Below are 25,496 nucleotides of genomic sequence, written 5' to 3'. Positions count from 1 at the left end.
CAGCATCCCGCGGCAGGGGGGGTCCGTCTCGCTCATTCCCCGATGAGTTTCCGGACCGCCGCGGTGTTCCTCTCGAGGTCGGCATACGCCGCCGCCTCTGTCTCGGCACAGCCGTAGACGCTCACGACGGCGTGCCCCTCCTCGAACTCGGTTCCGGGCCAGGGAATGTCGGCGATCCGGGGGGCAAGCGCTGAGAGGTCGGCGTCAAGCCGCATATCCCGCTCTGCAAAGAGGATCCGCCGGACCGCGACCCGCCGGGCCGCAGGCATCGCCGCCGGGATCACCCCGCGGCAGGCGTCCATGTGCATGGCAAAGACGCTCTGTTCGATCGCCATCTCGACGGTATCCAGGGTGGCCTGGAACCGGGGGTTGATCTCGATCGCCCAGGGCTTCTCGCCCACCACAAAATCGATCCCGACCGAGCCCACGCACCCGCTTGCGGCAGCAATTCGCTCTGCCACCGCGACCATCTCCCCGGCAAGGGGGTGGGAGAACGGGGTGACCGATCCGGCAAACCCGTGCGCGGATTCCCCCTCGCCCCGCAGGAGCTGCCGGTTGACCGCGACGGCCCGTGCACGCCGCCCGTCGGCGACGCAGGAGACGCTCGACGGAACCCCGTCGACGAGGTTCTGTGCGATGTAGGGCAGGTCCGGCCAGGCCTCCTTCCATCGGCGAAGTTCCTCCTCCGCTCTCACGACCGCGTTCCTCCATCCTCCCGCTCCCCGGCGCGGCTTGACCATCACCGGAAACTGATCGCTCGCCGCAAGCGGCGGGACCGGCACCTCCAGCCTCTCGAAGAACCGCTGGATCTCCAGTTTGTCGAGGAACCGCTCCACTTTTGTGGGCGGCGTGCCGTAGAGCGGGATCGTCGTCCCGATGGCCTCGGCACCCGAGGCGACGACCAGCGCATCGACCGGATGGCGGGCGGCGAGTTCGGCGATCTTCTCCGGGAGTTCGGCAAGTTCATCGAACGACAGGCACTCCTCCGTGTACCACCCGAGATCCTGGTCGCAGAAGTGATCGACGGCGTAGACCGTGTAGCCGGCCCGGCGGGCCGACTGCGCCACGTGCCGCGTGGCGAATCCCGCAACCAGAACCCGGCCCGTCACCGCTCCACCGTCTTCTTTCCCGCCTTCGCCGGCTCGATCCGGATCTTCGCGTCCGGGTACTCCCGGTTGAGCTCCTTTCCCTCGAAGAGGTGGTCGAGGAAGAGAGCGAGGCTCGAGATCTCGGAGTGGGGCTGGGTGGTCACCGAGACGTTGTAGTCGGCAAGCCCGTAAATGTCGCCCGGGACCTTCTCCGCCCCCACCACGACGAGCACCCGCTCCTCTCCGCGGATCTCGTCGATGACGTCGGTCATACGGAGCCCGTACATCGTGAGGTGGGCGACTTTTCCGCCGGCGGCCTTCCAGTCCTGGATGCACCGGCGCCACTGCACGTCGTTCTCCATGAAGAAGTCCCCTCCCCAACGGGAGGCGACGTCCGTTATGCTCGCGGCCACCCCGGGATCGTCTGCGGCGAGGTACATCCCCCGGGCACCGAGCGCCCGCGCCGCGAGCCCGACGTGGGTCGTCACCCGCTGGTCGCGTTCGGGCCGGTGGCCTATCCGGAGCACGGCTACTTCGGGCATAGCCTTACTCATCTCTCCTTTTTGCCCTGACGACACCGTTCTCGATGACGAATGGCAGGTCATCCCTGGTGTGCCGGCACTGGCACTCGATCAGCGACTCCTGGATGGAGAGGAGGCGCACCGTCTCCCCTGCCTGCCGGACCAGGAGATAGCGCTCGAGACGCTCGAGCGACGCCGTGACCGCACCGGGCTCAAAATCGGTGGCTGCTACCAGGTCTTCGACCGTAATGCCGCCGGTTTCGGGAATCAGATGGTATACGGCCCAATCCAGATCTTCCTCACGCACACCTATTCTTTTTTCCGGGCGGACCGATATAGTTATTCATGCACCGCCCGCACCGTTCCGGCTCTGTGGGCCGGTATCCGGGCAGGGCGGTATGGTGGGAACTGAGTATGGTCGACTATATGGAACTGGCGGAACTTGCCGATAGCCTCTTTGAGGCGAGCGACGACGACGACGAGCTTCTTGCCCGGATGCTGGATACGCTTGACGAGGAGATGCGGGGAGCGCTGCTCTCTTCCGACCTCCTCAACGCCTATCAGGTCTTCTACTACTACTTCCGGGAGACGCCGGACGAGCTGACAAAGGAGCGGCTGCAGCTTCACGCGGCATCGGACCTCGCCCCGGGGATCGTCATCGACGAAGTCGATATCTACGAGGTGATCTTTTCGATGGAAGACGGTGAGCCCGTCGTCCTCATCACCGACGGCGAGAGTACGCTCGCACGGTTCAGCGGCACGGAGGCATACGCAAAGATTGCCCTCTACATGGAGGAGTGCCTCTGATGCGTCGGGCTGCCTTCGTTTGAGGGCATAGTCTCTTGCGAGGTTTGAGGGTCGTCAATAGCCCACATACTTCGCGCCTCGCACCTTCGGTGCTCACGCTCACTGTGTTCGCGTCTCGCACCTGGCGGTGCTCAAGCTCGTTACGCTCGCACTTCGCGTGAGCTGACGGTACATAGGGATGGATGCGGCCTCACGCAAATTGAAGCCAGTAGCACTAGACCGGCGATCGGCCAGAAACCCTGCGGGTTTCTTCAGCTCCTGCCATAATACTGCCAGTCGCTGCCGGCGGTGATCAGCCGTTCGTCCACTCTTGCCCGGACGACCGGAGGGAGATCCCCCCATCGGATCACCGCATCGCCGATGACGGCGAGCACGCCCGAAACACCGGTCCCCGTGAGGGCGTCAAGAACCGAGGTATCGTCTGCCGTGATCCGGTTGCAGATCGCCGTCGCCCATGCGTCCGCGACGGCGACGTCGGGGGAGAAGACCGTCACGGCGTCGGCGGTGCCGAAACTGATGGACGGGCCCACCGTCGCCGATGAAGTGCAGATGCCGAGGATCTCGTTCTGCGGCGGGATCAGGAACGCAATCCGCCCGCTCAGAGGTGATGCTCCCGCATAAATGCCGATCTTTACCTCGCGGCCGCTCACGAGAGCGATATCCCCCCCGTTGTCGATGAGGGCAAACGCCGCCCCGTCCTCGACCATCGCCTCCACGCCGGCCCAGGCTATCGCACCCGCCACCGCCGCCATCGGCCCGATCCCGGCAACTGCCGCGGCCCGGGCCATGCGATCGGGGGTCCTCTCCGGGATCTTTGGGATATACGGCTCGAGCGTTGCCGCAAAATAGGGGTCCCGGGTGATCTGCCGCTCGACCTCCTGCCGGGCGGCCAGCATCCCGGATTTCGCCGCCTCGATATGCCGGGGATCGTCGGCGAGGATCGTCGCGATCGTCTGCCGGAACTCGAAGTGCTCCCGGATCATCCCTGCTGCGAGAGGGCGCCGTGAGGGCACGCCTGGATGCATTTGCCGCAGAGGACGCACCGCTCGGAGCTCACCCGGATGCGCCACTCTTCGTCGAAGGAGAAGACCTCCTGGGGGCAGACGCCGATGCACGCCCCGCAGTCGACACACTCCTCCTCGTCGCGGACGACGGCATTCTCCATCACGCGGACGGTGACCCCCATCTCCTCGAGGCGCCGCCGGACCAGGTCGGCGTCCTTATCCGGGACGTCGATCAGCATCTCGCCGGCCATCGAATCGATGTTGGCCTTCTCGACGTTGATGAGGACGCCGGTCTCCTTCACCACCTGCGCGATCACCGGTTCTCTTCCCGGATCGGCTTTCCCTTTCCGGGAGAAGATCAGCAGGAGTTTCATCGCCGCCGCCTCCCGCCGAAGAGTTTCCCGAGATCGATCGCAGAGAGGATGCCGACCACCCGGTTCGTCGCGTCCACTACGGGAAGGGCGCTGATATTGTTCTGCTCCAGTTTCTGGGCGGCGACGTCCACCGGCTCGTCGGGCGTCGTCTTGATCACCTTCCGGGTCATGATGTCCTTCACCTGCCGCAGTTTCCCGTCCGTCACCACCGCCTTCGAGACATCGTAGGTGGTGATGATCCCGACCAGCGTGCCGTTCTCGTCGAGGACCGGGAGGTGGTTCGTCTCGTCTTTTAAGAGCCGCTTTGCCGCCACCCGGATCTCCTCGTCCTCCGTGATGCTGATCACCTGCCGGTTCATGATGTCGCGGACGCGGGGGGTGACGGCCGTCTCCCGCATCGGCCTCGCACGCTTCGTCGTGTCGATCCGACGGGTGGGGAGCGCAAGTTCCATCTTTCCCCTCTCGATCCAGTCCTTGAGTTCCGTCGCTACCGCCCGTGCTCGCCGGTAGCTGGAGAGCGACGACGTCCTGACCGTCTCACCGCCGATCTCGACGGAACCGCTCCTTAAGTCGGCGTAACTGACCTTCGCGAGCGACGGGCGGTCACGCCGGGGCGTGCCGAAATCGATGATGTCGGTCAGGATATCCTCGTCCCGCACCGCGGTGCTCCGGACGATCCCGGTATCGAGGACCGGTATCGGGATGCCGACGCCGACATACATCGTCACCCCGTAGCCGTTCATCACCGCCGCACGCAGGAACTCCTGGCGCATCTCTTTCATGTCCCCGGCGACCATCAGGTTCCCGAATCCGCCGCCCGCCGAGTGCTGGGTCCCCTCGCCGACGATCATGCCCTCTCCCCCGGCAAGGAAGATCGGGACGCCGCTCCCGATGACCCGAAAGCCCGGATCGTTTGCGAGCGGCGAGAGAGTTCCTGCGCCGGAGTAGGAGACGTTGCCGCACCGCGGGAGGAGCGTCCCCATGTAGGTGTTGAGTGTCCGGTCGGTGGCGTTTGACGCTGCGTTGTAGCGCTGGAAGGCGTTTCTCGGGTTGACCATGATCGCCTGATTCATGTCCTCGAGCAGCAGCTCCGTCGTGATGCTCCGGCGCGGGTAGCAGTCGGTTCCGCGGGAGGTTGCCCGCAGTTCGACGGTGCCCCCTGCCACGAGTTCTTCGAGGACGTGGGCGCCGCCGTAGAGGCTGTCTTTGGATTCTGCCTCCTCTGTTGCGCCCAGGTAGGCGTCGACCGCCGCGATTCCTGCGTATGCTTCCACATCGTTGAGCCAGACGCGCTCCATTCTGATGGGGGGGTCGGCGTGCCCGAAGTTGAAGAAGGCACCGGTAGAGCACATTGCCCCGAATGTCCCGGTCGTGACGACGTCGACCTCCGCCAGTGCCCCTTCCTCTCCCAGTTCGTCGACGATGCCCGGCATCTCTTCGGCGGTAACGACTCGTGCGGTACCGTCGCGTATCCGGGCATTGATGAGGTCGAGGGACTTTTCCATGAACGTATATTCATTTTGGAATATTTATAGGTGTTGATTATTACTTTAGGTAATATATGGTCCGGGTAGGAACCTTACCGGCAACGGTCAATCGATAACATCCGGGAGATTTACGCTTCTCAAAAAAGATTGGGGTTTTTTGTGTTTCAGTCCCGCCTGCGCAGGGCGACGAAGAGCCCGAGGATGCCGAGCGCCCCTACCACGGCAAAGGGCGCCACGCCCGCGTGGGGTGCCTGGGTCGGCACGGGCGAGAGCGAGGCCGAGGCCGAGGCGGTGCTTCCGGCACCGACCTGGACGCTGGTCGACCAGTCGCCGTAGCCTGCAAGCGCCACCCTGACCGCGTGGGTGCCGGCGGCAACGCCGTCGACGGTCAGCGGGGTGATACCCTTATAGGCGTTGTCGATGTAGACCTCGGCCCCCGACGGGGAGGAAGTGACCGAGATCGAGCCCGTCGAGGTCGACTGGCCGGGCTGGAGCGTCGCGGTGACATGGCTCGTGGTCGCTCCGCTGACGACGACCGACGTTGTGTAGTCCTGGTAGCCGGAGAGGGCTACTCTCACCGTGTGGGAGCCGACCGCGACGTTCGAGATCGCATACACTCCTGCCGTGGGAGTCTTGCCCTGGTACTTGTCGTCAAGGAAGATGTCCGCGCCTGCCGGGTAGGAGACCACGTCGATGGCGCCGGTGGTCTCGGAGGGGACGGACGTCAGGTGGGCGTTGACGTAACTGGTCACGCCGGGGCTCACGGTCACGCTCGACTTCCAGTCGTAGTAGCCGGAGAGATCAAGCTCGATGTTGTGTTTCTTTGCCGAGACGCTCGTGAGCGTCATGGGCGTCCGGCCCTTGTAGACACCGTCCATGTAGACGTAGGCACCCGACGGGCTGGAGGTGGCCTTGATCGAGCCGTACTGCTCGATCGGCGTCAGGGTGAACTGCACGTTCGACTGCTGCCCCGCTTTAACCGTGACGGAGCTGTAGTCGGACTGGTAGCCCGAGCGATCGGCCTCAAGGGAGTAGGTGCCGGGGGAGAGGCTCTGGATCGTGAGCGGCGCCACTCCGCGGTAGTTCCCGTTTAAGTAGATGGCCGCACCGGAGGGGCTCGAGGTGACGTGGATCGAACCGGCGGTCTCGACTGGCTGCAGCGTTGCGTAGACGTCCACGGTCTGGCCCGCCGCGGGGCTCGAGGGCAGGCTGGCGGAGTACGTGTGGTAACCGCTCTTCTCGACCCGGACGGTGTTGTAGGGCGGCGCGGTGGTGTAGACCGGGACGTCGAGCGCCCCTCCGTAGGTGGTGCCCTGGTACTGGCCGTCGAAGTAGACGTCGGCACCGTCGATGTTGCAGTGAACGCGGTACCATCCTTCATCTCCTCCGATCTGCGCGGAAACGGCTGGGATGCCGGCGCAGAGAACGAGGAGTATCATTCCGATGATAAGAGGTCTCAGCATGTTCTGTCTCCGAAAGACGATGATTGAGTCTCTGTTTTTTTAGGGATAATCATTTCTATTCGATCCATTCCATATCCATCGCCTTTATGGGATAATCGAACATTTTCTCTCAAAGTGTGAGCAAAATCCCCCGGAAAAGGAAAATTTATTCGACGGGAGTGGTGGCGGTTCGGCGGTGTTCTCGTTCACCCTTTTATTCCGTGAGATCCATACGAGGTACTGTATGGATATCCAGAGGTTCATCGCCGCACTGGAGCAGGTCGCTCCGCCCGAACTGGCCGAAGAATACGATGCCGGGAGGATCGGGCTCGTCGTCGAGGGAAAGGACGAGATCGGGACCGTCTGCTGTGCGCTCGATGCCACGCAGCGGGTGGTGGACGCCGCAGTTCTCGCCGGAGCCGATATGCTAATCGTCCACCATACGCCCCTCTGGAGCCCGGTCACGGCGGTCAGGGGCCCGACGTCGCACCTGCTCCGGGCACTCCTTGCCGCCAATATGAACCTCTACGTCATGCACACGAACTTCGACCATGCCGAAGGCGGCGTCAACGACGTCCTGGCGTCACGGCTCGATCTATCACGGACGGAGCGGATGACCGCCGGCCTCGTCGGCGACTGCTCCCTCGATGCCCGGGAGATCGCCCTCCGCCTCCCCGGCGGAGGGATCCGGGTTTACGGCGAGGTAGGGACGATCCGGCGGCTGGCGGTCGTGGGGGGGAGCGGGTTCGATCCCGACCTGATCCGGGAGGCCGTCGACCTCGGGGCGGAGGCTTTCCTCTCGGCGGAACTCAAGCACAGCGTGGCCCGTGCATCGCCCATCCCCTGCCTTGAATCCACCCACTACGCGCTCGAGGCCCCGGCCATGGAGGCACTCGCGTCCCGCATGGGGTGGCATTATATCCCTGATCCGCCACACGTAGTGGTAGTTCCATGAGGGGTATCTGGGGAAAGATCGAGCGGGACCGGGCGCTGACGCCGGAGTTCCGAACCTGCATCGAGCGTGTCTACGGGGAGCGGGGAAGAAAAGCGCTCAAAGCCGTCGACGAAGGGCAGGTAAAACGCTACCGGGACTTCTTCATCGTGGTGGGCCGGAGCAACGAGTATATCGTCGAAGGCGACTTCTGCACCTGCAGCGACTTTCTCTTCCGGGGACGCGAATGCTGGCACATCCTTGCGGTACGCATCGCCGAGCGGACGGGATTATATGAATCCTACGACCTCTGGTACCAGGATACCTGGAAACCTTGAACAATCCGCACAAACAACTATATCGGTCACAATCATACCAATTTATGCTGCGTGATTTTCAATGCTCGAGGAAGAATATACGCTCGATTATTTCAGGTCCGAAGGGTTTGAGCGGAAGGTCTGCAAGAGTTGCGGAGCGGCCTTCTGGACCCGGGACCCCGAACAAGAGTTCTGCGGCGACGCTCCGTGTGTAACGTATAACTTCATCGGCAACCCGGTCTTCAAGCCCCATAGCGTCAGCGAGATGCGGGAGGCGTTCCTCTCGTTCTTCGAGCGGCACGGTCATACACGCCTCGAACGATACCCCGTAGCCGCCCGATGGAGAGACGATATCTACCTCACCATCGCGTCCATAGCCGACTTCCAGCCCTTCGTCACGAGCGGGGTCGTCCCCCCGCCGGCGAACCCGCTGACCATCTCCCAGCCCTGCATCCGCCTAAACGACCTCGACTCCGTCGGAAGGTCCGGGCGCCACCTGACGCTCTTTGAGATGATGGCGCATCACGCCTTCAATACCCCGGAGGAGCAGATCTACTGGAAGGACGAGACGGTCGCCCTCTGTGACGAGTTCATCAAGTCCATCGGGGGCGATCTCAGCCGGGTCAGCTACAAGGAGCACCCCTGGTACGGCGGCGGAAACGCCGGAGCCTCCGTTGAGGTGCTCATCGGCGGCCTTGAGGTCGCGACACTGGTCTTCATGAACCTCGGGCGGCAGAAGACCGATCAGCCGCCCGTCGACGTGAACGGGGTGCCCTACTACCCGATGCGGCTGAAGATCGTGGATACCGGCTACGGCCTTGAACGGTTCGTCTGGGCCTCGAAGGGTTCGCCGACGATCTACGACGCGGTCTTCCCGGAGATGGTGAGCCGCCTGATGCATTCGGCCCATCTCGAGAACCTCCTCGACAACCCCGAGTTCACGAAGATCATGGGGCTCAGCGCCCGGTTCGCCGGGGTGATGGACATCTCCGGGACGAATCTCTACAACCTTCGGAGGAAGGTCGCCGAGGCGATCGACGTGCCGGTGGAACGGCTCGAGCGGATCGTCGTCCCGATCGAGAAGGTCTACTCGATCGCCGACCACACCCGCTGCCTCGCCTACATGCTCGGCGACTGCATCGTTCCCTCGAATGTCCGGGAGGGCTACCTCGCCCGGCTCGTGCTTCGCCGGACGCTCCGGATGATGAACGACCTCTCGATGGACGATGACCTTGCCGGCCTGATCGAGGCGCAGATGCAGATCGTGGGGGCCGAGAACTTCGAGCAGGACGCCGATGTGGTCAGGGAGATCGTGGCAAACGAGGAGGCGAGGTACGCAAGTACCCTCGAGCGCGGAACCCGGATCGTCCAGAAGGTTGCCCGGAACTACAAGGCAAAGAGTTCCCGGGTTCCCCTCACGGAAGTCATCACCCTCTATGACTCGCACGGCATCCCGCCCGAGATGATAAGGGACGTCGCTGCCGCCGAGGGCGCCGTCGTGGAGATCCCCGACAACTTCTACTCGCTGATCGCCGAGTCTCACTCGGAGGCGCAGAAGGAGGCGAGGGGTGAAGACCCGCTTGCCCGCTACCGCGAGCGGGCGAAAAATCTCCCCCCGACAAAGAAGCTCTACTACGAGCTCCCGAACGAGATCGAGTTCGAGGCTATGGTGCTGGACTACTTCGACGGGATGGCGGTGCTGGACCAGACGCTCTTCTACCCCGAGGGAGGCGGCCAGCCGTCCGATACCGGCACCCTGGTGACGTCCGAGAGCATGGTGCGGGTGGAGGAAGCCGTGAAACTCGGGGAGGTCATCCTCCACCGGGTCACGGGGGGTCCCCTGAAGCGGGGCGACCGGGTGAAGGGCATGGTGGATGAGGAACGCCGGTGGTCGCTGATGCGCCACCACACGGCGACCCACGTTCTTCTGCACGCTGCTCAGCAGGTGCTCGGTGTCCACGTACACCAGGCGGGCGCCCAGAAGGGGAGCGACGCTTCCCGCCTGGATATCCGGCATTACACGCATATCACGCCCGAAGAGCTCAGGAGGATCGAGCTTGAGGCGAACCGGCTGGTCATGGCCGACACGCCGGTCTACGTCCACGTCGAGGAGCGGACGAGGGCCGAACAGAAGTACGGGTTCGGCCTCTACCAGGGCGGTGTTCCGCCGGGCCGGGAGATCCGGACGGTGCAGGTCGGCGCCGACGTGCAGGCGTGCGCGGGAACGCACGTCCGGACGACCGGCGAGATCGGGCCGATCAGGATCCTCGGTGTCGAGCACATCCAGGACGGCGTCGAGCGGCTGGTCTTTGCGGCCGGTATCGCCGCAGTACACGCTGTGCAGCGCATGGAGGGCCTCCTCCAGGCATCCGCCGACGTGGTGAGCGTCCAGCCCGAGAACCTGCCGGCGACGGTAACGCGGTTCTTTGGTGAGTGGAAGGAACAGAAGAAAGAGATCGAACGTCTCCAGAAGAAGGTGGTGGACCTCGAGATGCGCAGTCTCGACGGCGAGCTGGTGGACGGGGTCAGGGTCGTCGTCAGGCAGGTGGATGCGGGCCAGAAAGAACTCGTCGCGCTCGCCACCACCGTCGCCGACGAAGGCGGCGTGGCGCTCTTTGCGTCGGGAGACGGAAGCGTGAGAGTTGTGGCGGCGTCGGGCGCACAGGCGGTGAACGCCGCCGATATCGTGCGGGAAGCCTGCGGCATCCTCGGCGGGAAGGGCGGAGGCAAGCCGAACCTTGCACAGGGCGCAGGCCCGGACGTCTCCCGTCTCGAAGAGGCGCTCGAGCACGGGCGCAACAGAATTATTGAAGCACTCCATGGCGAATGATGTTGTAGTTGTCCAGCCGGGCGATGAGCGGGCACAGAAGATCGCCCGGGCAATGGCGAGCCAGACGGCGAACGCGATCATCCAGGCCTTCGGCGGCGGACCGCTGACGTCGTCGGAGGTTGCCCGGCAGATGAAGATCCCGATCACCACCGCTTCTTACCACATCGAGAACCTTCTCGACGCCGGGCTTCTTGAGGTTATGGAGACCCGATGGAGCGAGAAAGGGCGCGAGGTGAAGGTCTACGGCCTTGCGAACCAGGTCCTCATCATCGCGTCGCCGGCAAGCGATCTCCGGTCGGTTCTGCAAAAATACACGATGCTCTTTGGAGTTATCGTCCTCGCGAGCCTCGGGCTCTGGGCAATCCTCCCGGCGGTGCTGCCGCCGTCCTGGGGCGTGGAACCCGCCCCAAGGAGTGTCGGAGAGGATAAAGAGTTCTCGACGCTCCAGAGCCCCGCCTTCGATGCCGCCGGGATGCCGCCGGTTCACGACCTGGTGATGGGCTTCTTCTTCGGCGCCTGCGCGGTGCTTCTGGCGCTGCTGGTCTACGAGGTCTACTACTGGTGGCGCACCTCCCCGCGCCACCAGGTGGGAGAAGAACTGGATGAGTAATGGGTTTTAGGAGTCTTTACCGCCGCCCCCTTGCAACTCCGGCCTCCGGCTGTTTTCCGGTCCCTGCTTCAACTTTTGCCCCACATTTAGGGCAGCGCGTCTTCTTCGGATTGATCTCTGCTCCACAGCTGTAGCACTTCGACATGTTATATCACCACAGTATGCCTGATCATATCCTGGGACCATAATGCTATCTCATCGAGGTTATGATTGAAAACCCGGGTATATACCGAAATTTCCGGAAACCCGGGGTGAAACGCACTGTATGATGACTTTTGCGATCATGCCTGGCCTGCTCCCCGGAAGGCCGGTTACCGGCCTCTCCGGGAGATGGTGCACTCCCGGCGTGGGCGAGACGGAGTCGGCGATCCGGACATCGCGATCGCCTGCATGATCTGCGCACCCTTCGGACCTGTTTTTCAGGGCATTTTTGTTTAATATCGTCAAATAGTATTTTCCAGGAATTTTTCGTGTCCGACATATATTTGAATATGGATAAAAATATAACGCCTGCTTGTCAACCATGATCCATGCTCGGCATCGTCCCGGAGATTGACCCGGAGGTCTTCTCGCTGGTCGTAATCCCGGTATTTATCTTTCTCGCGCGTATCTGCGACGTCACCATCGGGACGATGCGGATCATCTTCGTCTCCCGGGGGATGAAGGTGATCGCCCCGGTCCTCGGATTCTTCGAGATCTTCATCTGGATCGTCGCCGTCGGGCAGATCTTTCAGAACCTCACGAACCCGTTCAACTACTTCGCCTACGCGGCCGGGTTCGCCGCCGGGAACTACATCGGGATGCTTGTCGAGGAACGGCTGGCGATGGGGCTTGCGCTCATCCGGATCATCACCCAGCGGGATGCAACGAACCTCATCGACTACCTCCGCGCCGCCGGCTACGGGGTGACGGTCCTCGACGCCCAGGGGAAACAGGGTCCCGGCAAGGTTCTCTTCTCGGTGGTCAAGAGAAAGAACATCCGCGACGTGGAGGACGCCATCCACGAGTTCAACCCCAAGGCGTTCTACTCGATCGAGGATGTCCGGCGGGCGGCGGAGGGGACGTTCCCCGTCGCCGTGCCGGGCCCGACCCCGTTCTCCTTTGGAAGGGTCATCCGGAAGGGGAAGTGACCCCTCCGTAGGTTATCCGGTAGACGGCGTTCGCCCGGTCGTCCGAGATCAGGAGCGAGCCGTCGTTCGCGACCTCGACGTCAACCGGCCGTCCCCATGCATCGCGCCCCTGGAGCCAGCCCTCCGCGAAGGTCTCGTAGGAGACGGGCGTGCCGTTCTCGAGTTCGACCATCGTCACCCGGTAGCCGATCGGCTCCGCCCGGTTCCAGGAACCGTGCTCGGCGATGAAGATCCTGTTCTGGTATTCTTCCGGGAACTGCTCGCCGTCATAGAACCGCATGCCGAGCGCGGCCACGTGCGGCCCGAGTTCCTGCTCCGGCGGCGTGAACTCGCTGCATGACCGCTCCGCCCCGAACTCCGGGTCGGGGATCGACCGCCCGTGGCAGTAGGGGAACCCAAAGTGCATCCCCACCTCAGGCGCCCGGTTCAGCTCGTCCGGCGGGACGTCGTTGCCGAGCCAGTCCCGGCCGTTGTCGGTGAACCACAGTTCACCGGTCTCCGGGTGCCAGTCGAAGCCCACGGTGTTCCTGATGCCCCGGGCGTAGACCTCGAGATCGGTTCCGTTCGGGTTCATCCGGAGGATGGTGCCGAACCGCTCGTCTTCGGGGTCGCAGACGTTGCAGGGGGCGCCTACGGGGACGTAGAGCTTCCCGTCGGGCCCGAACGCGATAAACTTCCACCCGTGCGATGCGTCGTCCGGGAAGGCGTCGCTCACCACCGCCGCCTCAGGCGGGTCGGCAAGGTTCGCCTCGATCTCGTCGTAGCGGAGGACGCGGCCGATCTCGGCAACGTAGAGAGAGCCGTTACGGAGCGCAACCCCGTTCGGGGAATTAAGACCGCTCGCGACGACGATCACCTCGTCCCCTCTCCCGTCGCCGTCGCGGTCGGGTATGGCGTAGACGTTCCCCGGGCCGCGGCTCCCGACAAAGAGCGTCCCGTTCGGGGACATGGTCATCGACCGCGCTCCGGTGACGTTGGCGTAGACGTCGATCTCAAAGCCCGGCGGGAGGGTGATCGTATCGATCGGCAGGGTTCCGGCGGTGCCCCCCGGGGGCATCACGACGGCCACGGCGATGCCGAGGAGGGCGAGCACCGCAACAGCGGCAAGGATGATAGCAGTCCGGCGTGTCATGAAGGGTCATCTCCGGACTCCGGATGCCGGGAGGGTATATAGGCGTTACTCTGCAGGTATCACCCGTTCCCGAACCGATCCCCGGTGTTCAGGTACACGACGCCCCCGATGATGACCACGAGGAACAGGAGCCATGACGCGCCGGCCACGAAGCCGGGCGCGCCTGCAACTGCCAGCAGCCCGCCGGCGAGGAGAATCGCGGACGCGGCGATCAGCAGAGCGCCCACGAATCCCGTCAGCGCTTCTTCGTCGTACTCTGCTTTCTCTTCGGCAGAAGCAGTGTTATAGCCTGCAATGAGGCCGCTTGCGTTGAATGCCCTGATGATGATCCCGAGAACCAGCACGATTGTTCCGGCCAGGATATTCGCGATCCACACGGTATACCAGGATCCTGTTTGGGTTCCCGGCGCTAAGGTGTTATGGTATTTTTCCAGAGAGAAAGGCTCCGGTAGCAGGCGAAGCGAGGAGAGTCGGCCGGAGCGATCGCGGCCCCTGCACCCGGAAAAGCCGTCCGTGCGGGTGCGTAACTATTTTACCTCTGCAAAAAGATTATCGGTGTTGCCAACCGGCAGGAAGGATGAATCTATGATAACCATTATTGCCAGATGCAGTGCCAGAGCGGGCAGGGCCGAAGAACTCGTGCAGCTCGCCGGTAACCTGGTCGATTCGAGCAGGAAGGAGGAAGGAAACGTTTCCTACGACTTCTACGCAGATGCCGCAGACCCCGCGAAGTTCACGTTCATCGAGGTCTGGAAAGACCAGGCCGCAATCGACTTCCATAATGCGACTCCGCATTTCCAGGGATTCGTGGAGAAAGCGGGCCCCTTGTTCGCCGGTCCGCTGGATGTCGCCCTGTACCGGAAGCTCTCCTGATACCGTCTCCATTAGATAGTATCATTTTTTTTGAACCACAATTGCGGTTCCATGCTCCGTGCGATTGTTTTCCCACCCATGCGTCAGGGAATATCGATATGGAGCCTGCCGGCAACTCCCTGTATCTGCTCCGGCACCTCGTTTGTCCGCTTCTCTCCCCCGGAGACCACCGTATACACCTTCGAGAGTTTCAGGAGGAGCTCCTCGGGCGAGAGATGCGCGGATAGCCCCGCCTGCTCGATCCGGTTCTGGATCCGGCAGTAAAGGTGGGAGCAGAGGAATTCGGTAAATATGTGGCCGAAGACCGCTGTGGCGTCCTGGAGGTAGGGCTTGTCTGCCAGGAGCAGGCTCTTGAACACGTCGAAATGGTCCTCAACCGTGTTGCGCGACTTATACAGTTCGTAGATCTCCTGCGGGTCCGCCATGATCGAGGAGAGGAGCAGGATCCTGCCGGCGCGTTTCATACGCTGGTTCAGCGTTTCCCGGTCGATCTGACCCACTTCCAGCAGGCGGTAGAGGGTCTTCTTCTCCTCTATCTCGAGATCGGCATCCTCGTAGAGGTAGAGCATCAGGCCGTTGACTTCGCGTTTGCCGGCACGAATGAGCCGTTTGCGGTAGAAGAAGTGGTCGGTGAGATGGATCCTGGTTGCATACCGGGCGTTGTTACGGCGCTGGAGGACGACGAACGGGATCTTTCTCTCCCGCAGGAGAGTCTCGTTCGCCTCTGAGACGGTTCGCCGGTCGAGGACAAGCGTCGTCCTTGCAGTGTCGCTCTCCGTGAGGGATGCGATGAGGGTAGCGGCGTCCCCGACCGTTCCCGGCAGGACCCGGAACATCGTGGGGAGGCGGGTATCCGTTGCGATGAAGAGCGCGATGTTGATCTGCCGCAACCAGACGTTATCCGTGTTATTGTTGAACTCGCCAAGGTTGAAGATGTCCGAGCGGGAGAAGACAAACGAGAGGTCGTAGACGAGCTGGTGCGCCTGGGTGGAGAGGTGCCGGAACACCGCCTGCTGGGCGGCATGGTCGCTGCCGATTGCAGTGAGGACCCGGGAGAGGGCGCCGAGATCACAATCCGGCGTAATGCCGAGGACGTTGTCGAGTTTCCCCCAGGCGTCCCCAACCCTCGCGAGCGGGGTGTACGCGGCGGTCCGGGTAACGGTGAGTGCGACGATCTCCTGCCAGCAGGTGGGGAACGCTTCGCGGAGGACGGGGATCAGTTCGCCGAGTTCCTCTGCCATCAGGGCGGCATTTCCGTGTTCATAAACACTGCGGGGCTGTGTAGGGGTGCCCGCGCCTCTTGTTCCCTTGGCGATGAGGCCGTGTTCTTTCGTGAGCCGCCCGAGGTAGGTGCTCACCTTCTTCGGTGATCTGGTCGTCCGGTCATAGACGCTCGTTGAGCGATAGACATATGGTTTGCCCTGGATCTCCTTGATCTCGATACATCTCTCGCCCTTTTGCCGCTGCTCTTGCAGCCATGTACGGGCCCACTCCTCCATATGATATAATATTAGGGATTATATTTCATAAAGATATTTCTATTCAGGACCGTCAAATGCCAAATCGAGATGAGTGTCGGCGAATATATGCCCTAACTGCACGAAAACCGCGCGGATCCCTCCGCTGTACCTCATTCCTGAATTCTGGATTAATTTCCGGAAATGAGCGAAAACGCCCTGAAATGGCGCTATAATCCGCGGAAGGATACATAGCAGAAATTATATATATCCCGCTCAGCAACTGGGAACTATGTCGGTTGATCATCCGGTCGCAAAAGTGCCGATCGGACGGGTATCGATCGGCACGGGTCCGTGAGCATTGCTCGCGAGGCCCGCGTGAGCCTCCGGCTCACTGACAAACGAGTGGATGGATATACCATGGCAAAGAAAATCAAAGGACTTGCAATGCGCAAGATCGGCGAAATCGGATGGATCGAGAAGGAAGCACCCACATGCGGCCCGCTTGATGCACTGGTGAGGCCGCTTGCGGTCGCACCGTGCAGCTCTGATATCCACACGGTGTGGGAGGGAGCGATCGGTGAGCGCACCGACATGATTCTTGGACACGAAGCTGTCGGAGAGGTCGTTGAAGTCGGTTCGATGGTGAAGGACTTCAAGCCCGGCGACCGTGTTATCGTCCCGGCGATCACTCCCGACTGGATGAGTGTTGAAGCCCAGGCAGGATTTGCGACGCACTCCGGCGGAATGCTCGCAGGCTGGAAGTTCTCGAACTTCAAGGACGGTGTCTTTGGCGAGATCTTCCACGTCAACGAAGCGGATGGAAACCTTGCAATTCTCCCGGACTCCATCCCGGTAGCAGAAGCGACCATGCTCGCTGACATGGTTCCGACCGGGTTCCACGCAGCGGAACTCGCTGACATCAGGCTCGGCGACACCGTCTGCTGTATCGGTATCGGCCCTGTCGGACTGATGGCGGTTGCCGGTGCAAACCTGATGGGTGCGTCCCACATCCTTGCGGTCGGCAGCAGGCCGAACTGTATAGAGGCAGCAAAGGGCTACGGCGCGACCGACATCATCAACTACAAGAACGGCGACATCGTCGAGCAGGTTCTTGAGAAGACCGACGGCAAGGGTGTCGACAAGGTCTGCATCGCCGGCGGCGATGTGACGACCATGGGCGAGGCGGTCCGTATGGTCAAGCCCGGCGGAAAGATCGGGAACGTCAACTACCTCGGCTCGGGCGAGAACGTCCTCGTCCCGCGTGTCGAGTGGGGCTGCGGTATGAGCCACAAGTTCATCCACTGCGGCCTGATGCCCGGCGGCAGGCTGCGGATGGAGAAACTCGCAAGCCTCGTTGAGGTCGGCAAGCTCAACCTCTCCCCGATGCTCACCCACCGGTTCAAGGGCTTCGACAAGATGGAAGAGGCTCTGCTCCTGATGAAGGAGAAGCCGCGCGACCTCATCAAGCCGATCGTCGTGATTGAAGAGTAAGTACTCTTCAACCATCCCTGTTTTTTTAAATAAGCCCCCAAGCAGGGTTTTTATCCTGTGCGAAACTCCGGCGCCTCCTGTGCACGGTTTACGGGTCCCGGGTGCAAGCCTGCGGGGCGGGCTGCACTCCCGGTCCCGCCGGCCTGATCTTATGCGAACCGCCGGATGCCGGCGAGCGGCGGGAGAACCACCGCCTCGCCGTCGACCTCCACCACCGGCTGCAGAGCACCCACGTCCACGCGGCGGAGGATGGGTGAGAGGAAGTCCCTGCCCCGCGCATAGTTGATCATGACGCCGGGCGAGAGGGGGTTATAGGCCGGCATCACGACGAGGTCTCGCCCACGCGCCGCGCCCTGCCCGTAGAGGAAGCACGGGAACCGGGCGAGATCGATCTCGATCGCCGGGTGGTCGTGACCGATGATGAGCGTTCCGTGGTCGTCGACCGCCTGATCGCCGTGGACCACCGTGTAGCCGCCGCGATCGTACCGCTCGACCGTCCCTCCTACGATCGCCGGCAGCATAACGTCGTGCGATCCCCGGACGAGGACAACCTCGCACTCGGCCCGGAGCGCCGCAAGGATCGTCGAGAGCGTCTCCCTCACGTCCCGGCTCACCCGGTCGAAGGCGTGGAAGATGTCCCCGTCGAGGATGAAGACCGCCGGGCGGAATCTTCCGAGGATGGCCTCGAACCGCTCGAGCAGCGTCTCCTCCTCGTGGAGGGGGAAGTGGAGCCCCTGCCGGTAGAGCGCCTCCGCAAGCCCGATATGAACGTCGGAGACGACACAGAGGGACTGTTCCCGGACAAAGAGCGCGCCCTTATAAAAGCCGAACCGGGAGAGGAGGTCGGCTTCCGTGACCGCGTTCATGCCGCCGCCTCACCTCCGATGCTGCTCATCACCCGGCGCTGGAACTCGCGGAGCATTGAGAGTTTGTCCTGTGCGTAGACCGCGTCGGAGACCCCGAGCGTCGCGATCCCGAACGCGAGCGGGCTCGGGGACGCGGCACGGGTCAGAACGACCTCGATTGTGCCCGCACCGATGCCGTCGACGATCCGCCGGATGTTCTCCACCTCGAACCGGTCCTCGATCACCTCGCGGTAGGTCTCCCGCATCACGGCGAAGCCGTCGAGCCGTTTTGCAAACTTGATCAGCATGTCGGCGCTCACCTGCTGGCGGCGGGCGCTCCTTCTTTTGCCCATGTAGTTACGGAGGATCATGAACGACCGGGCCGCGTTGATCCGGAAGACCCGCTTTAAGAGCTGGGTATCCCCGACAGCCTCCTCAAGGACCGCGCAGCACTCGTCGGCCCGGATGTCCCGGAGGATGCGCACGGGGTCGGCTTTCTTCTCGAGGGGAATCGAGACCAGAAACCCGGTATCGCTGATCCCGACCGAGACGTTCGTCGTGACGTCCCGCGCAATCATGAAGGCGACGATCCGGGAGAACCCGTCGTTGAATCGCAGCCCGTAGTTGGTCATGAAGTAGTAGAGCCGGCGGTGGTTCTCCCGGTCGACCTGCTCCTCGACGACGATCCGGCCGGGCGTGGGGACGGCCAGATCACCCATGTAGCGCACCTGCTGCTCGAAGATCGCGCAGATGCTCCGGGCACTGTTCTCGTCGATGGGGTACCCGGCAAGGAGCGTATCGACGAGGTCTTCCGTCTCCGCCGTCTGCATCGCACCGAGCATCATCTCCTTGAACCGGAGGACGTGAAGCCCGAGGTCGAACGAGAGCGGGAGTTTTTCGGAGAACCAGCTCGGTATCGTCGGGCGGTCGGTCGTCGGGTCGACGTAGAGTTTCCCGCCCCGGCGGTAGGCGAACTTGTAGCGCCGTCCCCCGAGGACGAAGACGTCGCCCTTGTTCATCCGCTCCAGATACTTCTCGTCCAGGTTGCCGGCAAAGGCCCCGTCCCGGGTGAGGACGTCGCAGGAGAACTCGTCCGGGATGGTCCCGGAGTTGAGGAAGTAGATCATCCGGGCGTTCCGTCCTCGCTTCCGGATCGTCCCTTCCTCCGCATCGTGCCAGATCTTCGCGTAGATCCGCCGCTCCTCAAGCCCCGCGTACTCTCCCGCGAGGTAGCGGACGACGCTCATGAGGTCTTCCTCCTCGAGGTCCCGGTAGCAGTAGGACCGGCGGATCACCTCAAGCATCGCATCGATCTCTGTCCTCTCCTCAAGCGCCATCCCGAAGACGTGCTGCGCAAGGACGTCGAGACAGTTCTCCGGTATGTGGATCCGGTCGACAAACCCGCTCTGCCCCTCCCGGAGCATCACCGCGCACTCCACGAGTTCGTCGCGGTCAAGGACGACGATCCGCCCCTTGACCACCTCGCCGAGGCGGTGCCCGGCCCGCCCGATGCGCTGGAGGAGCGCTGCCACGGACTTCGGGGATCCCACCTGGAGGACGAGGTCGACGTGGGGCATGTCGACCCCGAGTTCGAGCGACGTCGAGGTCGTCACCACCTTCACCCTCCCTGACTTGAGCTTCTCCTCGATGGCGAGCCTTCCCTCCGTCCCCATCGAGCCGTGGTGGCACCCCGTGTTCTCTTCCGTGTAGCACTCCGGGTAGCGGACACGGAGGTTGTGGAGGATCCGTTCTGCGCCGTTCCTGGTGTTCGTGAAGACGAGGGTATTGCTGTGCTCCTGGACGAGTCGGTGGATCGTCGAATAGAGGTGCCGCGAGAGGTCTTCGGGGGTGGTGTCGATCAGGTCGGGAACCGGGCAGAGGAGCTGTAGGTCGAACTCCCGCGCGAACCGGGTATCGACGATCTCCACCTCGCGCCCGGCGCCGACCAGGAACCGGCCGACCTCATCGAGCGGTTCGATCGTCGCCGAGCACCCGATCCGCGTAAAGCCGCCGCCGCCCTCCCTCACCAGTTCCTCGAGCCGCTCGAGGCTCACCGAGAGGTGGACGCCGCGCTTCGAGCCCGCGAGGGAGTGAATCTCGTCGACGACGACCCACCGGACCGTCCGGAGGTTCTCGCGGAACTTCGGGGAGTTTAAGAGGATCCCGAGGGTCTCGGGGGTGATGTTGAGGATGTGGGGGGGTTTTCTCGCCATCTTTGCCTTATCCGCCCTGGAGACGTCCCCGTGCCGGATCGCGTGGCGGATCGGCGTGTGCCCGACTCCCCGCTCGCGGGCGATCTCCCTGATCCCGTCGAGCGGCTGGCTGAGGTTCTTGTGGATGTCGTTTGCAAGCGACTTGAGCGGCGATATGTAGAGGCAGTAGACGCTGTCCTCGAGCCCCTCCGTCCGTGCCCGGACAAAGAGGTCGTCGATGATCGCAAGGAATGCCGAGAGGGTCTTTCCCGACCCGGTCGGCGAGCAGATGAGGACGTTTTTTTTCTTGTGGATGAGCGGGACCGCCATCCGCTGCGGCGGCGTGAAACGCCCCTTGAGTTGTTGTATGCACCATTCCCGTACGTTCTCGTCGAGGAGACCGAGGATCTCCTCATCAGAATGCCCTGCCGGCTGTTTCTCCATCCCTTCACCTGCTGTTGTCCCCCGGGTCCCGCCGTGCGCCCTCACGTATACCGGTGCGGGGAACGGCAGGCCCGCGCAATCCCTGATCTGCCCCTTGTTCAGGAGAATTTACCTACATCGGCACTTTGTGGTCGCTTAGGGGGCAAATGGTGCTGCAGAATTGTATTCAAGCAGCAATTGCCCCTGTTTTACGGCCGGAACGGCGTGCCGAATTTTGTATGTATTTTGTGATGATCGAGCATAGCCTTTTGCATCATCGGGGTTGATCGAGCGATGCGATTGGATGCTATCTGCCTGCACTATGGATGTGGATTGGCGTTTCGCGCATGAGGGCGGCGATTCCTGATCCCGCCCCATCGCCCGCGGCCGCTCCCGGAGGAAGTGTGGTTGGTCCCGGCATATCCGGTAATTGCCGCTCCCTGCTCCTGCCGGAGCCCGGGAGGTTTGGATGGCGAGAGCAATCACTCCCCGTACCGGCGCATCTGGGATATTCTAATGTAGGATCTCGTGAAACCTAACAGCGGAACTACGATGACAAATCACCCGGTTAAGAACATGATGCGGTTGATGGCGACCAAGATCAGGACCATCGCGGACGTGATGTCCGACGATGAGATCGATGCGCTCCTCGCCGAGATCCTGAACGCAGATCGCATCTATACCATGGGCGCCGGGCGCTCCGGGCTCGTAGCAAAATCGTTTGCCATGCGCCTGATTCACCTCGGGCTCGCTGCATTCGTCGTCGGGGAGACCGTGACTCCGGCCATGAAGCCGGGAGACGTCATTATCGTCTTCTCCGGATCCGGCGCGACGAAGACGGTTGCGGATATCTCGGAGACCGCAAAGGAGATTGGCGGAAGGGTCTGTCTTATCACCTCAAAGAGAGACTCTAGGATCGGCCGCATCGCCGACTGCATCGTCATCATCGAGAGCCAGCGGGATAAGGTGGCCGATGAGTCGGCTGAGTTCGAGATCCGGCAGATGATGGGCGAGCACAAGTCGTTTGCACCGCTCGGCACCATCTTCGAGACGACTGCCATGGTCTTTGCGGACGCGATCATATCCCGGCTGATGGAGATCACCCAGTGCAGGCCCGAAGACCTCCAGTGCCGGCATGCGAACATCGAGTGAGGGTATGTTATGAATGAACACAGGTACGCCGACCGGGTCCGGTCGGTGGAGATGTCGGGCATCCGGAAGCTCTTTGAAGCGGGGGGGCCTGATGCAATCAACCTCGGGATCGGGCAGCCGGACTTCGATACGCCCGACCATATCAAGATGGCCGCGATCGCCGCCATCAGGGAGGGAAGGACCGGCTACACGCCGAACGCCGGTATCCCGGAGCTCCGGGAGGCGATCTGCGAAAAGTTTGCACGGGAGAACAATCTCACCTACCGGCCGGAGCAGATCCTGGTCACGGCAGGAGGGAGCGAGGCGCTCCATCTCGTCATGGAGGCGCTCGTGGATCCGGGTGACCGGGTTCTCTTCACTGATCCGGGGTTCGTCTCCTACGCGGCCCTTGCGGCCTTCGCCGGCGGAAAGCCCGAGGGCGTGCCGCTCGATGCGGACCTGCATATCGACGTCGAGCGGGCGAAGGAGCAGATGGACGGAGCGCGGGTCTTTATCCTGAACTCCCCGGGAAATCCGACGGGCGCGGTCGAGAGCGAGGAGTCCATCCGCGCCCTCGTGGAGTACGCGGGCGACCGGGGCGTCACCGTCGTCTCCGACGAGGTCTACGAGCACTTCATCTACGAAAAAGAGCACGTCAGCGCGGCCCGGTTCGGCGAGGACGTCATCACCGTCAACGCTGCGAGCAAGACCTACGCCATGACGGGCTGGCGGGTCGGCTATCTCGCGGCGCCCGAGGACTACATCCCGGAGTTCCTCAAGGTCCACCAGTACGCCCAGGCATGCGCGACGTCGATATCGCAGTATGCTGCGTTCGCCGCGTACGCCGGCGACCAGGAACCGGTTGCGCGGATGCGCAGTGAGTACCGCGCCCGGCGGGATCTCCTCTACGACGGGCTTACCGGCATCGGGTTCGACTTCCCCCGGCCGGAAGGTGCGTTCTACATGTTCGTCCCGATGGGGCAAACCCTTATCGAGAAGGCCGTTAATGCGGGTATCATCATCGTGCCCGGCGGAGCGTTCGGCTCGCGGGCGCCTGAATACGCACGCTTCAGCTACGCGACCTCCCGGGAGAACCTCTCCCGTGCGGTCGGGCGGCTTGGGGAATTAGTGGGGTGAGAGAAGAGTGGTGAAAGAGTTACTCAGGAAGTTATCCGACGCCCACGGCGTCTCGAGCAGCGAAGGAAGCATCAGGGAGATCGTCAGGGAGGAACTTGCCGGGTCGGTCGACGAGTTCCGCGAGGACACGATGGGCAACCTGATCGCCGTGAAGCGCGGTGACGACTTCTCTATCATGCTCGCCGCCCATATGGACGAGATCGGCCTGATGGTCCAGTATATCGACGAGAAGGGGTTCATCCGGGTCGTCCCCATCGGGGGATGGTACGGGCCGGTGCTCTACTGCCAGCGGGTGATCCTGCACGGGAAGAACGGCCCGGTCCCGGGCGTCCTCGGCGCAAAACCCCCCCACGTCATGAAGGACGAGGAGCGCAAGAAAGAGATAAAGATCGAGAATATGTTTGTCGACGTGGGCGCTACGAGCGAGGAGGAGGTGAAGAACCTCGGGATCGAGATCGGCACCCCGATCACCATCGACCGCGAGTACACGGAACTTGCCGGCACCCGCGTCACGGGCAAGGCGCTCGATAACCGGGTCGGCGTCGCGATGCTCATCCGGGCCCTGCAGCAGACCGAGTCGCCCCACACGATCTACGGCGTCTTCACGGTCCAGGAGGAGCTGGGGCTCAAAGGCGCGAAGGTGAGCGCCTACTCCTTGAATCCCGACTGCGCGATCGCGACCGACGTCACCATCCCCGGCGACCATCCCGGGATCGAGAAGAAGGACGCGAGCGTCGAGATGGGCAAGGGGCCGGTCCTCGTCCTCGTCAGCGCGAGCGGGCGCGGGCTGATGGCCGACCCGCGGATGACCGCGTGGCTCCGGGAGACCGCGGAGAAGAACAACATCCCCTGCCAGCTCGAGGTGGGGACCGGCGGCAACACCGACGCGACGATCATCCATCTGGAGCGGGGCGGTATCCCGAGCATCCCGCTCTCGATCGCCGCCCGCTACATCCACTCTCCGGTCGAGGTGGTCGATGCCGGCGACATCGAGGCCGGGGTCCGGCTCCTCGTCGAGGCGCTGAAGAGCAGGCCGGCGCTCTGACTACCCATCTTTTTTGAAATCTGTTGAAACTCTGTTCCGGTCTTCATCCCAATCCTGATGAAGTTGGTGCTGGGCCGGCTTGCCCCTGGGGTCGGCCTTTTTCCTCGGGCATGTCCCCGTGCAGTGGACCGTGGTGGCTATCGCCATTGGGGGTGGCGGCTCGCGGGGAGGGGAGACCCCCTCCCCTGTCTCCACGTTGTAGTGGATCTCTGTAACCCCCACCACCCGCGCTACGCGCTCCTCCCGACCCCGGGGGGCGGGCAGTGCGTGGCGATTGCGATGGTTCGTTAGAACCGGAGCATGAGAAGACCGAAGGTCTTGGACTCGCAATGGACGGGACGTCAGGAGCATGAGCGCCGCCAGATGCGCAGCCGGGAGAAAGCCGTGCCCCGGAGTGCCCCAGGATTGCGACTATCTGGAACAAACAGGTGGAGTTCCAACAAAGCCTTTTTGACGTTTCCTGCACGGAAAGGATTAACGTATCCCCCGTGCAGTGCGGGGTATGACCGACGGATTCCTGCAGGAGATCCTCTTTGGCGACCCCGCCTTCCTGGTGCGGGTCCTGATCGTCGGCGTATGCGCGTACTTGGCCCTTGTGATCATCGTCCGCATCTCGGGAAAGCGGACGCTCTCGTCGATGAACGCCTTTGACTTCATCGTGAACGTGGCCGTCGGCTCGATCCTTGCCTCGACGATCGTCTCCAGGGACGTTTCGCTTGCGGAAGGGGTGCTCGCCTTCGGCATCCTGATCGTGCTGCAGTACGCCGTCTCCTGGTCGTCTGTCCGGTCGGAGGGAGTGCAGAAGGCGGTGAAGTCGGAGCCCCGCCTCATCTTCCACGACGGAGAGTTCCTGCACGATGCGATGCGGCGGGAACGGATCGCCGAGAGCGAGATCCGGCAGGCGTTGCGGTCGGAGGGGGTCGTTTCCCTCGAAGGCGTGCGCGCAATCGTCCTCGAGACGAACGGGAACCTCTCGGTGCTTCAGAAGAGCGACGGCACGGGATCGCTCGTCGATGTGACAGGGATCCGCCGGTGAAAACAGTGTGCCCAAGAGATAAGGCCTTACGCCCGGGCACACTTCGGTTCATGGTGCAGTGTTTTATTTGTGTTCGCAGGCCGTAACCGTCCTTGCCTGTGAACCCGCTGCATCATGTGATGATGTGCCTTCTGGTTGACCCCACTCTCAGGCAAGATCCCCCATAACGCTGAAAGTATATAATTTTATC

The 25,496-nt window shown here is 62.7% G+C and carries 24 protein-coding genes; 12 read left to right on the top strand and 12 right to left on the bottom strand.

Annotated elements, in window-relative coordinates; genetic code table 11:
• Positions 1 to 32: 32 nt before the first annotated feature.
• The 3 genes from HL657_RS06825 to HL657_RS06815 are packed head-to-tail and all read right to left on the bottom strand — an operon-like array spanning position 33 to position 1,916.
• The gene (locus tag HL657_RS06825; RefSeq protein ID WP_317296076.1) at positions 33 to 1,109 is read right to left on the bottom strand and encodes an ATP-grasp domain-containing protein; all 1,077 of its coding nucleotides are present in this window, start codon (positions 1,107 to 1,109) and stop codon (positions 33 to 35) included.
• On the bottom strand, positions 1,106 to 1,630 hold the full coding sequence (locus tag HL657_RS06820; protein ID WP_317296075.1) for a tRNA (cytidine(56)-2'-O)-methyltransferase: 525 nt from the start codon (positions 1,628 to 1,630) through the stop codon (positions 1,106 to 1,108). Before HL657_RS06820 ends, HL657_RS06825 begins: the two co-directional genes overlap by 4 nt.
• A gap of 4 nt (positions 1,631 to 1,634) precedes the next feature.
• Positions 1,635 to 1,916 carry a MarR family transcriptional regulator gene (locus HL657_RS06815; protein WP_317296074.1) on the bottom strand — a complete coding sequence of 94 codons (282 nt, stop codon included), beginning with the start codon at positions 1,914 to 1,916 and terminating at the stop codon, positions 1,635 to 1,637.
• Between the two features lie 38 nt (positions 1,917 to 1,954).
• Between HL657_RS06815 and HL657_RS06810 the strand changes: the two genes are divergently transcribed.
• Complete coding sequence (locus HL657_RS06810) at positions 1,955 to 2,416, top strand: hypothetical protein (protein ID WP_317296073.1); 462 nt, start codon at positions 1,955 to 1,957, stop codon at positions 2,414 to 2,416.
• 251 nt (positions 2,417 to 2,667) lie between these two features.
• On the opposite strand, the gene HL657_RS06805 is transcribed toward HL657_RS06810, so the two are convergent.
• From HL657_RS06805 to HL657_RS06790, 4 genes are all read right to left on the bottom strand, one after another.
• Positions 2,668 to 3,399, bottom strand: a complete 732-nt coding sequence (locus HL657_RS06805; protein ID WP_317296191.1) for a UPF0280 family protein — start codon at positions 3,397 to 3,399, stop codon at positions 2,668 to 2,670.
• Positions 3,396 to 3,794 carry a 4Fe-4S binding protein gene (locus tag HL657_RS06800; RefSeq protein WP_317296072.1) on the bottom strand — a complete coding sequence of 133 codons (399 nt, stop codon included), beginning with the start codon at positions 3,792 to 3,794 and terminating at the stop codon, positions 3,396 to 3,398. The genes HL657_RS06805 and HL657_RS06800 overlap by 4 nt, the downstream gene beginning before the upstream one ends.
• A complete protein-coding gene (locus tag HL657_RS06795; protein WP_317296071.1) occupies positions 3,791 to 5,299 on the bottom strand; it encodes a homocysteine biosynthesis protein in 1,509 nt (502 codons plus the stop codon). The genes HL657_RS06800 and HL657_RS06795 overlap by 4 nt, the downstream gene beginning before the upstream one ends.
• A gap of 146 nt (positions 5,300 to 5,445) precedes the next feature.
• On the bottom strand, positions 5,446 to 6,720 hold the full coding sequence (locus HL657_RS06790) for a PEGA domain-containing protein (protein WP_317296070.1): 1,275 nt from the start codon (positions 6,718 to 6,720) through the stop codon (positions 5,446 to 5,448).
• Between the two features lie 247 nt (positions 6,721 to 6,967).
• On the opposite strand from HL657_RS06790, the gene HL657_RS06785 reads away from it, so the two are divergent.
• From HL657_RS06785 to HL657_RS06765, 5 genes are all read left to right on the top strand, one after another.
• A complete protein-coding gene (locus HL657_RS06785) occupies positions 6,968 to 7,678 on the top strand; it encodes a Nif3-like dinuclear metal center hexameric protein (RefSeq protein WP_317296069.1) in 711 nt (236 codons plus the stop codon).
• A complete protein-coding gene (locus HL657_RS06780; protein ID WP_317296068.1) occupies positions 7,675 to 7,992 on the top strand; it encodes an SWIM zinc finger family protein in 318 nt (105 codons plus the stop codon). The genes HL657_RS06785 and HL657_RS06780 overlap by 4 nt, the downstream gene beginning before the upstream one ends.
• Before the next feature lie 61 nt (positions 7,993 to 8,053).
• Positions 8,054 to 10,801, top strand: coding sequence for an alanine--tRNA ligase (gene alaS, locus HL657_RS06775; protein ID WP_317296067.1), 2,748 nt, complete (start codon positions 8,054 to 8,056; stop codon positions 10,799 to 10,801).
• Positions 10,791 to 11,411, top strand: a complete 621-nt coding sequence (locus HL657_RS06770; protein WP_317296066.1) for an ArsR/SmtB family transcription factor — start codon at positions 10,791 to 10,793, stop codon at positions 11,409 to 11,411. Before alaS ends, HL657_RS06770 begins: the two co-directional genes overlap by 11 nt.
• A gap of 530 nt (positions 11,412 to 11,941) precedes the next feature.
• Positions 11,942 to 12,541, top strand: a complete 600-nt coding sequence (locus HL657_RS06765; RefSeq protein WP_317296065.1) for a DUF2179 domain-containing protein — start codon at positions 11,942 to 11,944, stop codon at positions 12,539 to 12,541.
• Here the strand turns inward: HL657_RS06765 and HL657_RS06760 are convergent.
• Positions 12,522 to 13,673, bottom strand: coding sequence for a PQQ-dependent sugar dehydrogenase (locus tag HL657_RS06760; protein ID WP_317296064.1), 1,152 nt, complete (start codon positions 13,671 to 13,673; stop codon positions 12,522 to 12,524). The two genes, HL657_RS06765 and HL657_RS06760, sit on opposite strands and share 20 nt — an antisense overlap.
• A gap of 59 nt (positions 13,674 to 13,732) precedes the next feature.
• Positions 13,733 to 14,050, bottom strand: coding sequence for a DUF3784 domain-containing protein (locus HL657_RS06755; protein WP_317296063.1), 318 nt, complete (start codon positions 14,048 to 14,050; stop codon positions 13,733 to 13,735).
• 208 nt (positions 14,051 to 14,258) lie between these two features.
• Between HL657_RS06755 and HL657_RS06750 the strand changes: the two genes are divergently transcribed.
• Positions 14,259 to 14,546, top strand: coding sequence for a putative quinol monooxygenase (locus HL657_RS06750; RefSeq protein WP_317296062.1), 288 nt, complete (start codon positions 14,259 to 14,261; stop codon positions 14,544 to 14,546).
• 83 nt (positions 14,547 to 14,629) lie between these two features.
• On the opposite strand, the gene HL657_RS06745 is transcribed toward HL657_RS06750, so the two are convergent.
• Positions 14,630 to 16,045 carry a transposase gene (locus HL657_RS06745; RefSeq protein ID WP_317296061.1) on the bottom strand — a complete coding sequence of 472 codons (1,416 nt, stop codon included), beginning with the start codon at positions 16,043 to 16,045 and terminating at the stop codon, positions 14,630 to 14,632.
• A 378-nt stretch (positions 16,046 to 16,423) separates the two neighbouring features.
• Between HL657_RS06745 and HL657_RS06740 the strand changes: the two genes are divergently transcribed.
• A complete protein-coding gene (locus HL657_RS06740) occupies positions 16,424 to 17,497 on the top strand; it encodes an NAD(P)-dependent alcohol dehydrogenase (protein WP_317296060.1) in 1,074 nt (357 codons plus the stop codon).
• A 149-nt stretch (positions 17,498 to 17,646) separates the two neighbouring features.
• On the opposite strand, the gene HL657_RS06735 is transcribed toward HL657_RS06740, so the two are convergent.
• Positions 17,647 to 18,363: a metallophosphoesterase gene (locus HL657_RS06735; RefSeq protein ID WP_317296059.1), complete on the bottom strand. Its 717-nt coding sequence runs from the start codon at positions 18,361 to 18,363 to the stop codon at positions 17,647 to 17,649.
• Complete coding sequence (locus HL657_RS06730) at positions 18,360 to 20,978, bottom strand: ATP-dependent helicase (protein ID WP_317296058.1); 2,619 nt, start codon at positions 20,976 to 20,978, stop codon at positions 18,360 to 18,362. The genes HL657_RS06735 and HL657_RS06730 overlap by 4 nt, the downstream gene beginning before the upstream one ends.
• A gap of 531 nt (positions 20,979 to 21,509) precedes the next feature.
• Here HL657_RS06730 and hxlB point away from each other — a divergent pair.
• From hxlB to HL657_RS06710, 4 genes are all read left to right on the top strand, one after another.
• Complete coding sequence (hxlB, locus tag HL657_RS06725; protein ID WP_317296057.1) at positions 21,510 to 22,109, top strand: 6-phospho-3-hexuloisomerase; 600 nt, start codon at positions 21,510 to 21,512, stop codon at positions 22,107 to 22,109.
• 9 nt (positions 22,110 to 22,118) lie between these two features.
• A complete protein-coding gene (locus tag HL657_RS06720) occupies positions 22,119 to 23,225 on the top strand; it encodes a pyridoxal phosphate-dependent aminotransferase (RefSeq protein WP_317296056.1) in 1,107 nt (368 codons plus the stop codon).
• Positions 23,226 to 23,232: 7 nt separating this feature from the next.
• Positions 23,233 to 24,270, top strand: a complete 1,038-nt coding sequence (locus HL657_RS06715; protein WP_317296055.1) for a M42 family metallopeptidase — start codon at positions 23,233 to 23,235, stop codon at positions 24,268 to 24,270.
• 502 nt (positions 24,271 to 24,772) lie between these two features.
• Complete coding sequence (locus HL657_RS06710; RefSeq protein WP_317296054.1) at positions 24,773 to 25,306, top strand: DUF421 domain-containing protein; 534 nt, start codon at positions 24,773 to 24,775, stop codon at positions 25,304 to 25,306.
• Positions 25,307 to 25,496 lie beyond the last annotated feature (190 nt).

The organism is Methanoculleus nereidis (assembly GCF_032944295.1).
In the GTDB taxonomy this organism is placed as follows: Archaea; Halobacteriota; Methanomicrobia; order Methanomicrobiales; family Methanoculleaceae; genus Methanoculleus; species Methanoculleus nereidis.
Note: the sequence above shows the minus strand (reverse complement) of the source record. Positions and strands in the feature narration are given on the sequence as shown.

Bases quoted from the DNA above. Each gene is read 5' to 3' on its own strand.
- HL657_RS06820 (WP_317296075.1), bottom strand. From the start codon at position 1,630: ATGCCCGAAGTAGCCGTGCTCCGGATAGGCCACCGGCCCGAACGCGAC.
- HL657_RS06810 (WP_317296073.1), top strand. From the start codon at position 1,955: ATGCACCGCCCGCACCGTTCCGGCTCTGTGGGCCGGTATCCGGGCAGG.
- HL657_RS06805 (WP_317296191.1), bottom strand. From the start codon at position 3,399: ATGATCCGGGAGCACTTCGAGTTCCGGCAGACGATCGCGACGATCCTC.
- HL657_RS06800 (WP_317296072.1), bottom strand. From the start codon at position 3,794: ATGAAACTCCTGCTGATCTTCTCCCGGAAAGGGAAAGCCGATCCGGGA.
- HL657_RS06795 (WP_317296071.1), bottom strand. From the start codon at position 5,299: ATGGAAAAGTCCCTCGACCTCATCAATGCCCGGATACGCGACGGTACC.
- HL657_RS06790 (WP_317296070.1), bottom strand. From the start codon at position 6,720: ATGATACTCCTCGTTCTCTGCGCCGGCATCCCAGCCGTTTCCGCGCAG.
- HL657_RS06785 (WP_317296069.1), top strand. From the start codon at position 6,968: ATGGATATCCAGAGGTTCATCGCCGCACTGGAGCAGGTCGCTCCGCCC.
- HL657_RS06780 (WP_317296068.1), top strand. From the start codon at position 7,675: ATGAGGGGTATCTGGGGAAAGATCGAGCGGGACCGGGCGCTGACGCCG.
- alaS (WP_317296067.1), top strand. From the start codon at position 8,054: ATGCTCGAGGAAGAATATACGCTCGATTATTTCAGGTCCGAAGGGTTT.
- HL657_RS06770 (WP_317296066.1), top strand. From the start codon at position 10,791: ATGGCGAATGATGTTGTAGTTGTCCAGCCGGGCGATGAGCGGGCACAG.
- HL657_RS06765 (WP_317296065.1), top strand. From the start codon at position 11,942: ATGCTCGGCATCGTCCCGGAGATTGACCCGGAGGTCTTCTCGCTGGTC.
- HL657_RS06760 (WP_317296064.1), bottom strand. From the start codon at position 13,673: ATGACACGCCGGACTGCTATCATCCTTGCCGCTGTTGCGGTGCTCGCC.
- HL657_RS06750 (WP_317296062.1), top strand. From the start codon at position 14,259: ATGATAACCATTATTGCCAGATGCAGTGCCAGAGCGGGCAGGGCCGAA.
- HL657_RS06745 (WP_317296061.1), bottom strand. From the start codon at position 16,045: ATGGAGGAGTGGGCCCGTACATGGCTGCAAGAGCAGCGGCAAAAGGGC.
- HL657_RS06740 (WP_317296060.1), top strand. From the start codon at position 16,424: ATGGCAAAGAAAATCAAAGGACTTGCAATGCGCAAGATCGGCGAAATC.
- HL657_RS06735 (WP_317296059.1), bottom strand. From the start codon at position 18,363: ATGAACGCGGTCACGGAAGCCGACCTCCTCTCCCGGTTCGGCTTTTAT.
- HL657_RS06730 (WP_317296058.1), bottom strand. From the start codon at position 20,978: ATGGAGAAACAGCCGGCAGGGCATTCTGATGAGGAGATCCTCGGTCTC.
- hxlB (WP_317296057.1), top strand. From the start codon at position 21,510: ATGACAAATCACCCGGTTAAGAACATGATGCGGTTGATGGCGACCAAG.
- HL657_RS06720 (WP_317296056.1), top strand. From the start codon at position 22,119: ATGAATGAACACAGGTACGCCGACCGGGTCCGGTCGGTGGAGATGTCG.
- HL657_RS06710 (WP_317296054.1), top strand. From the start codon at position 24,773: ATGACCGACGGATTCCTGCAGGAGATCCTCTTTGGCGACCCCGCCTTC.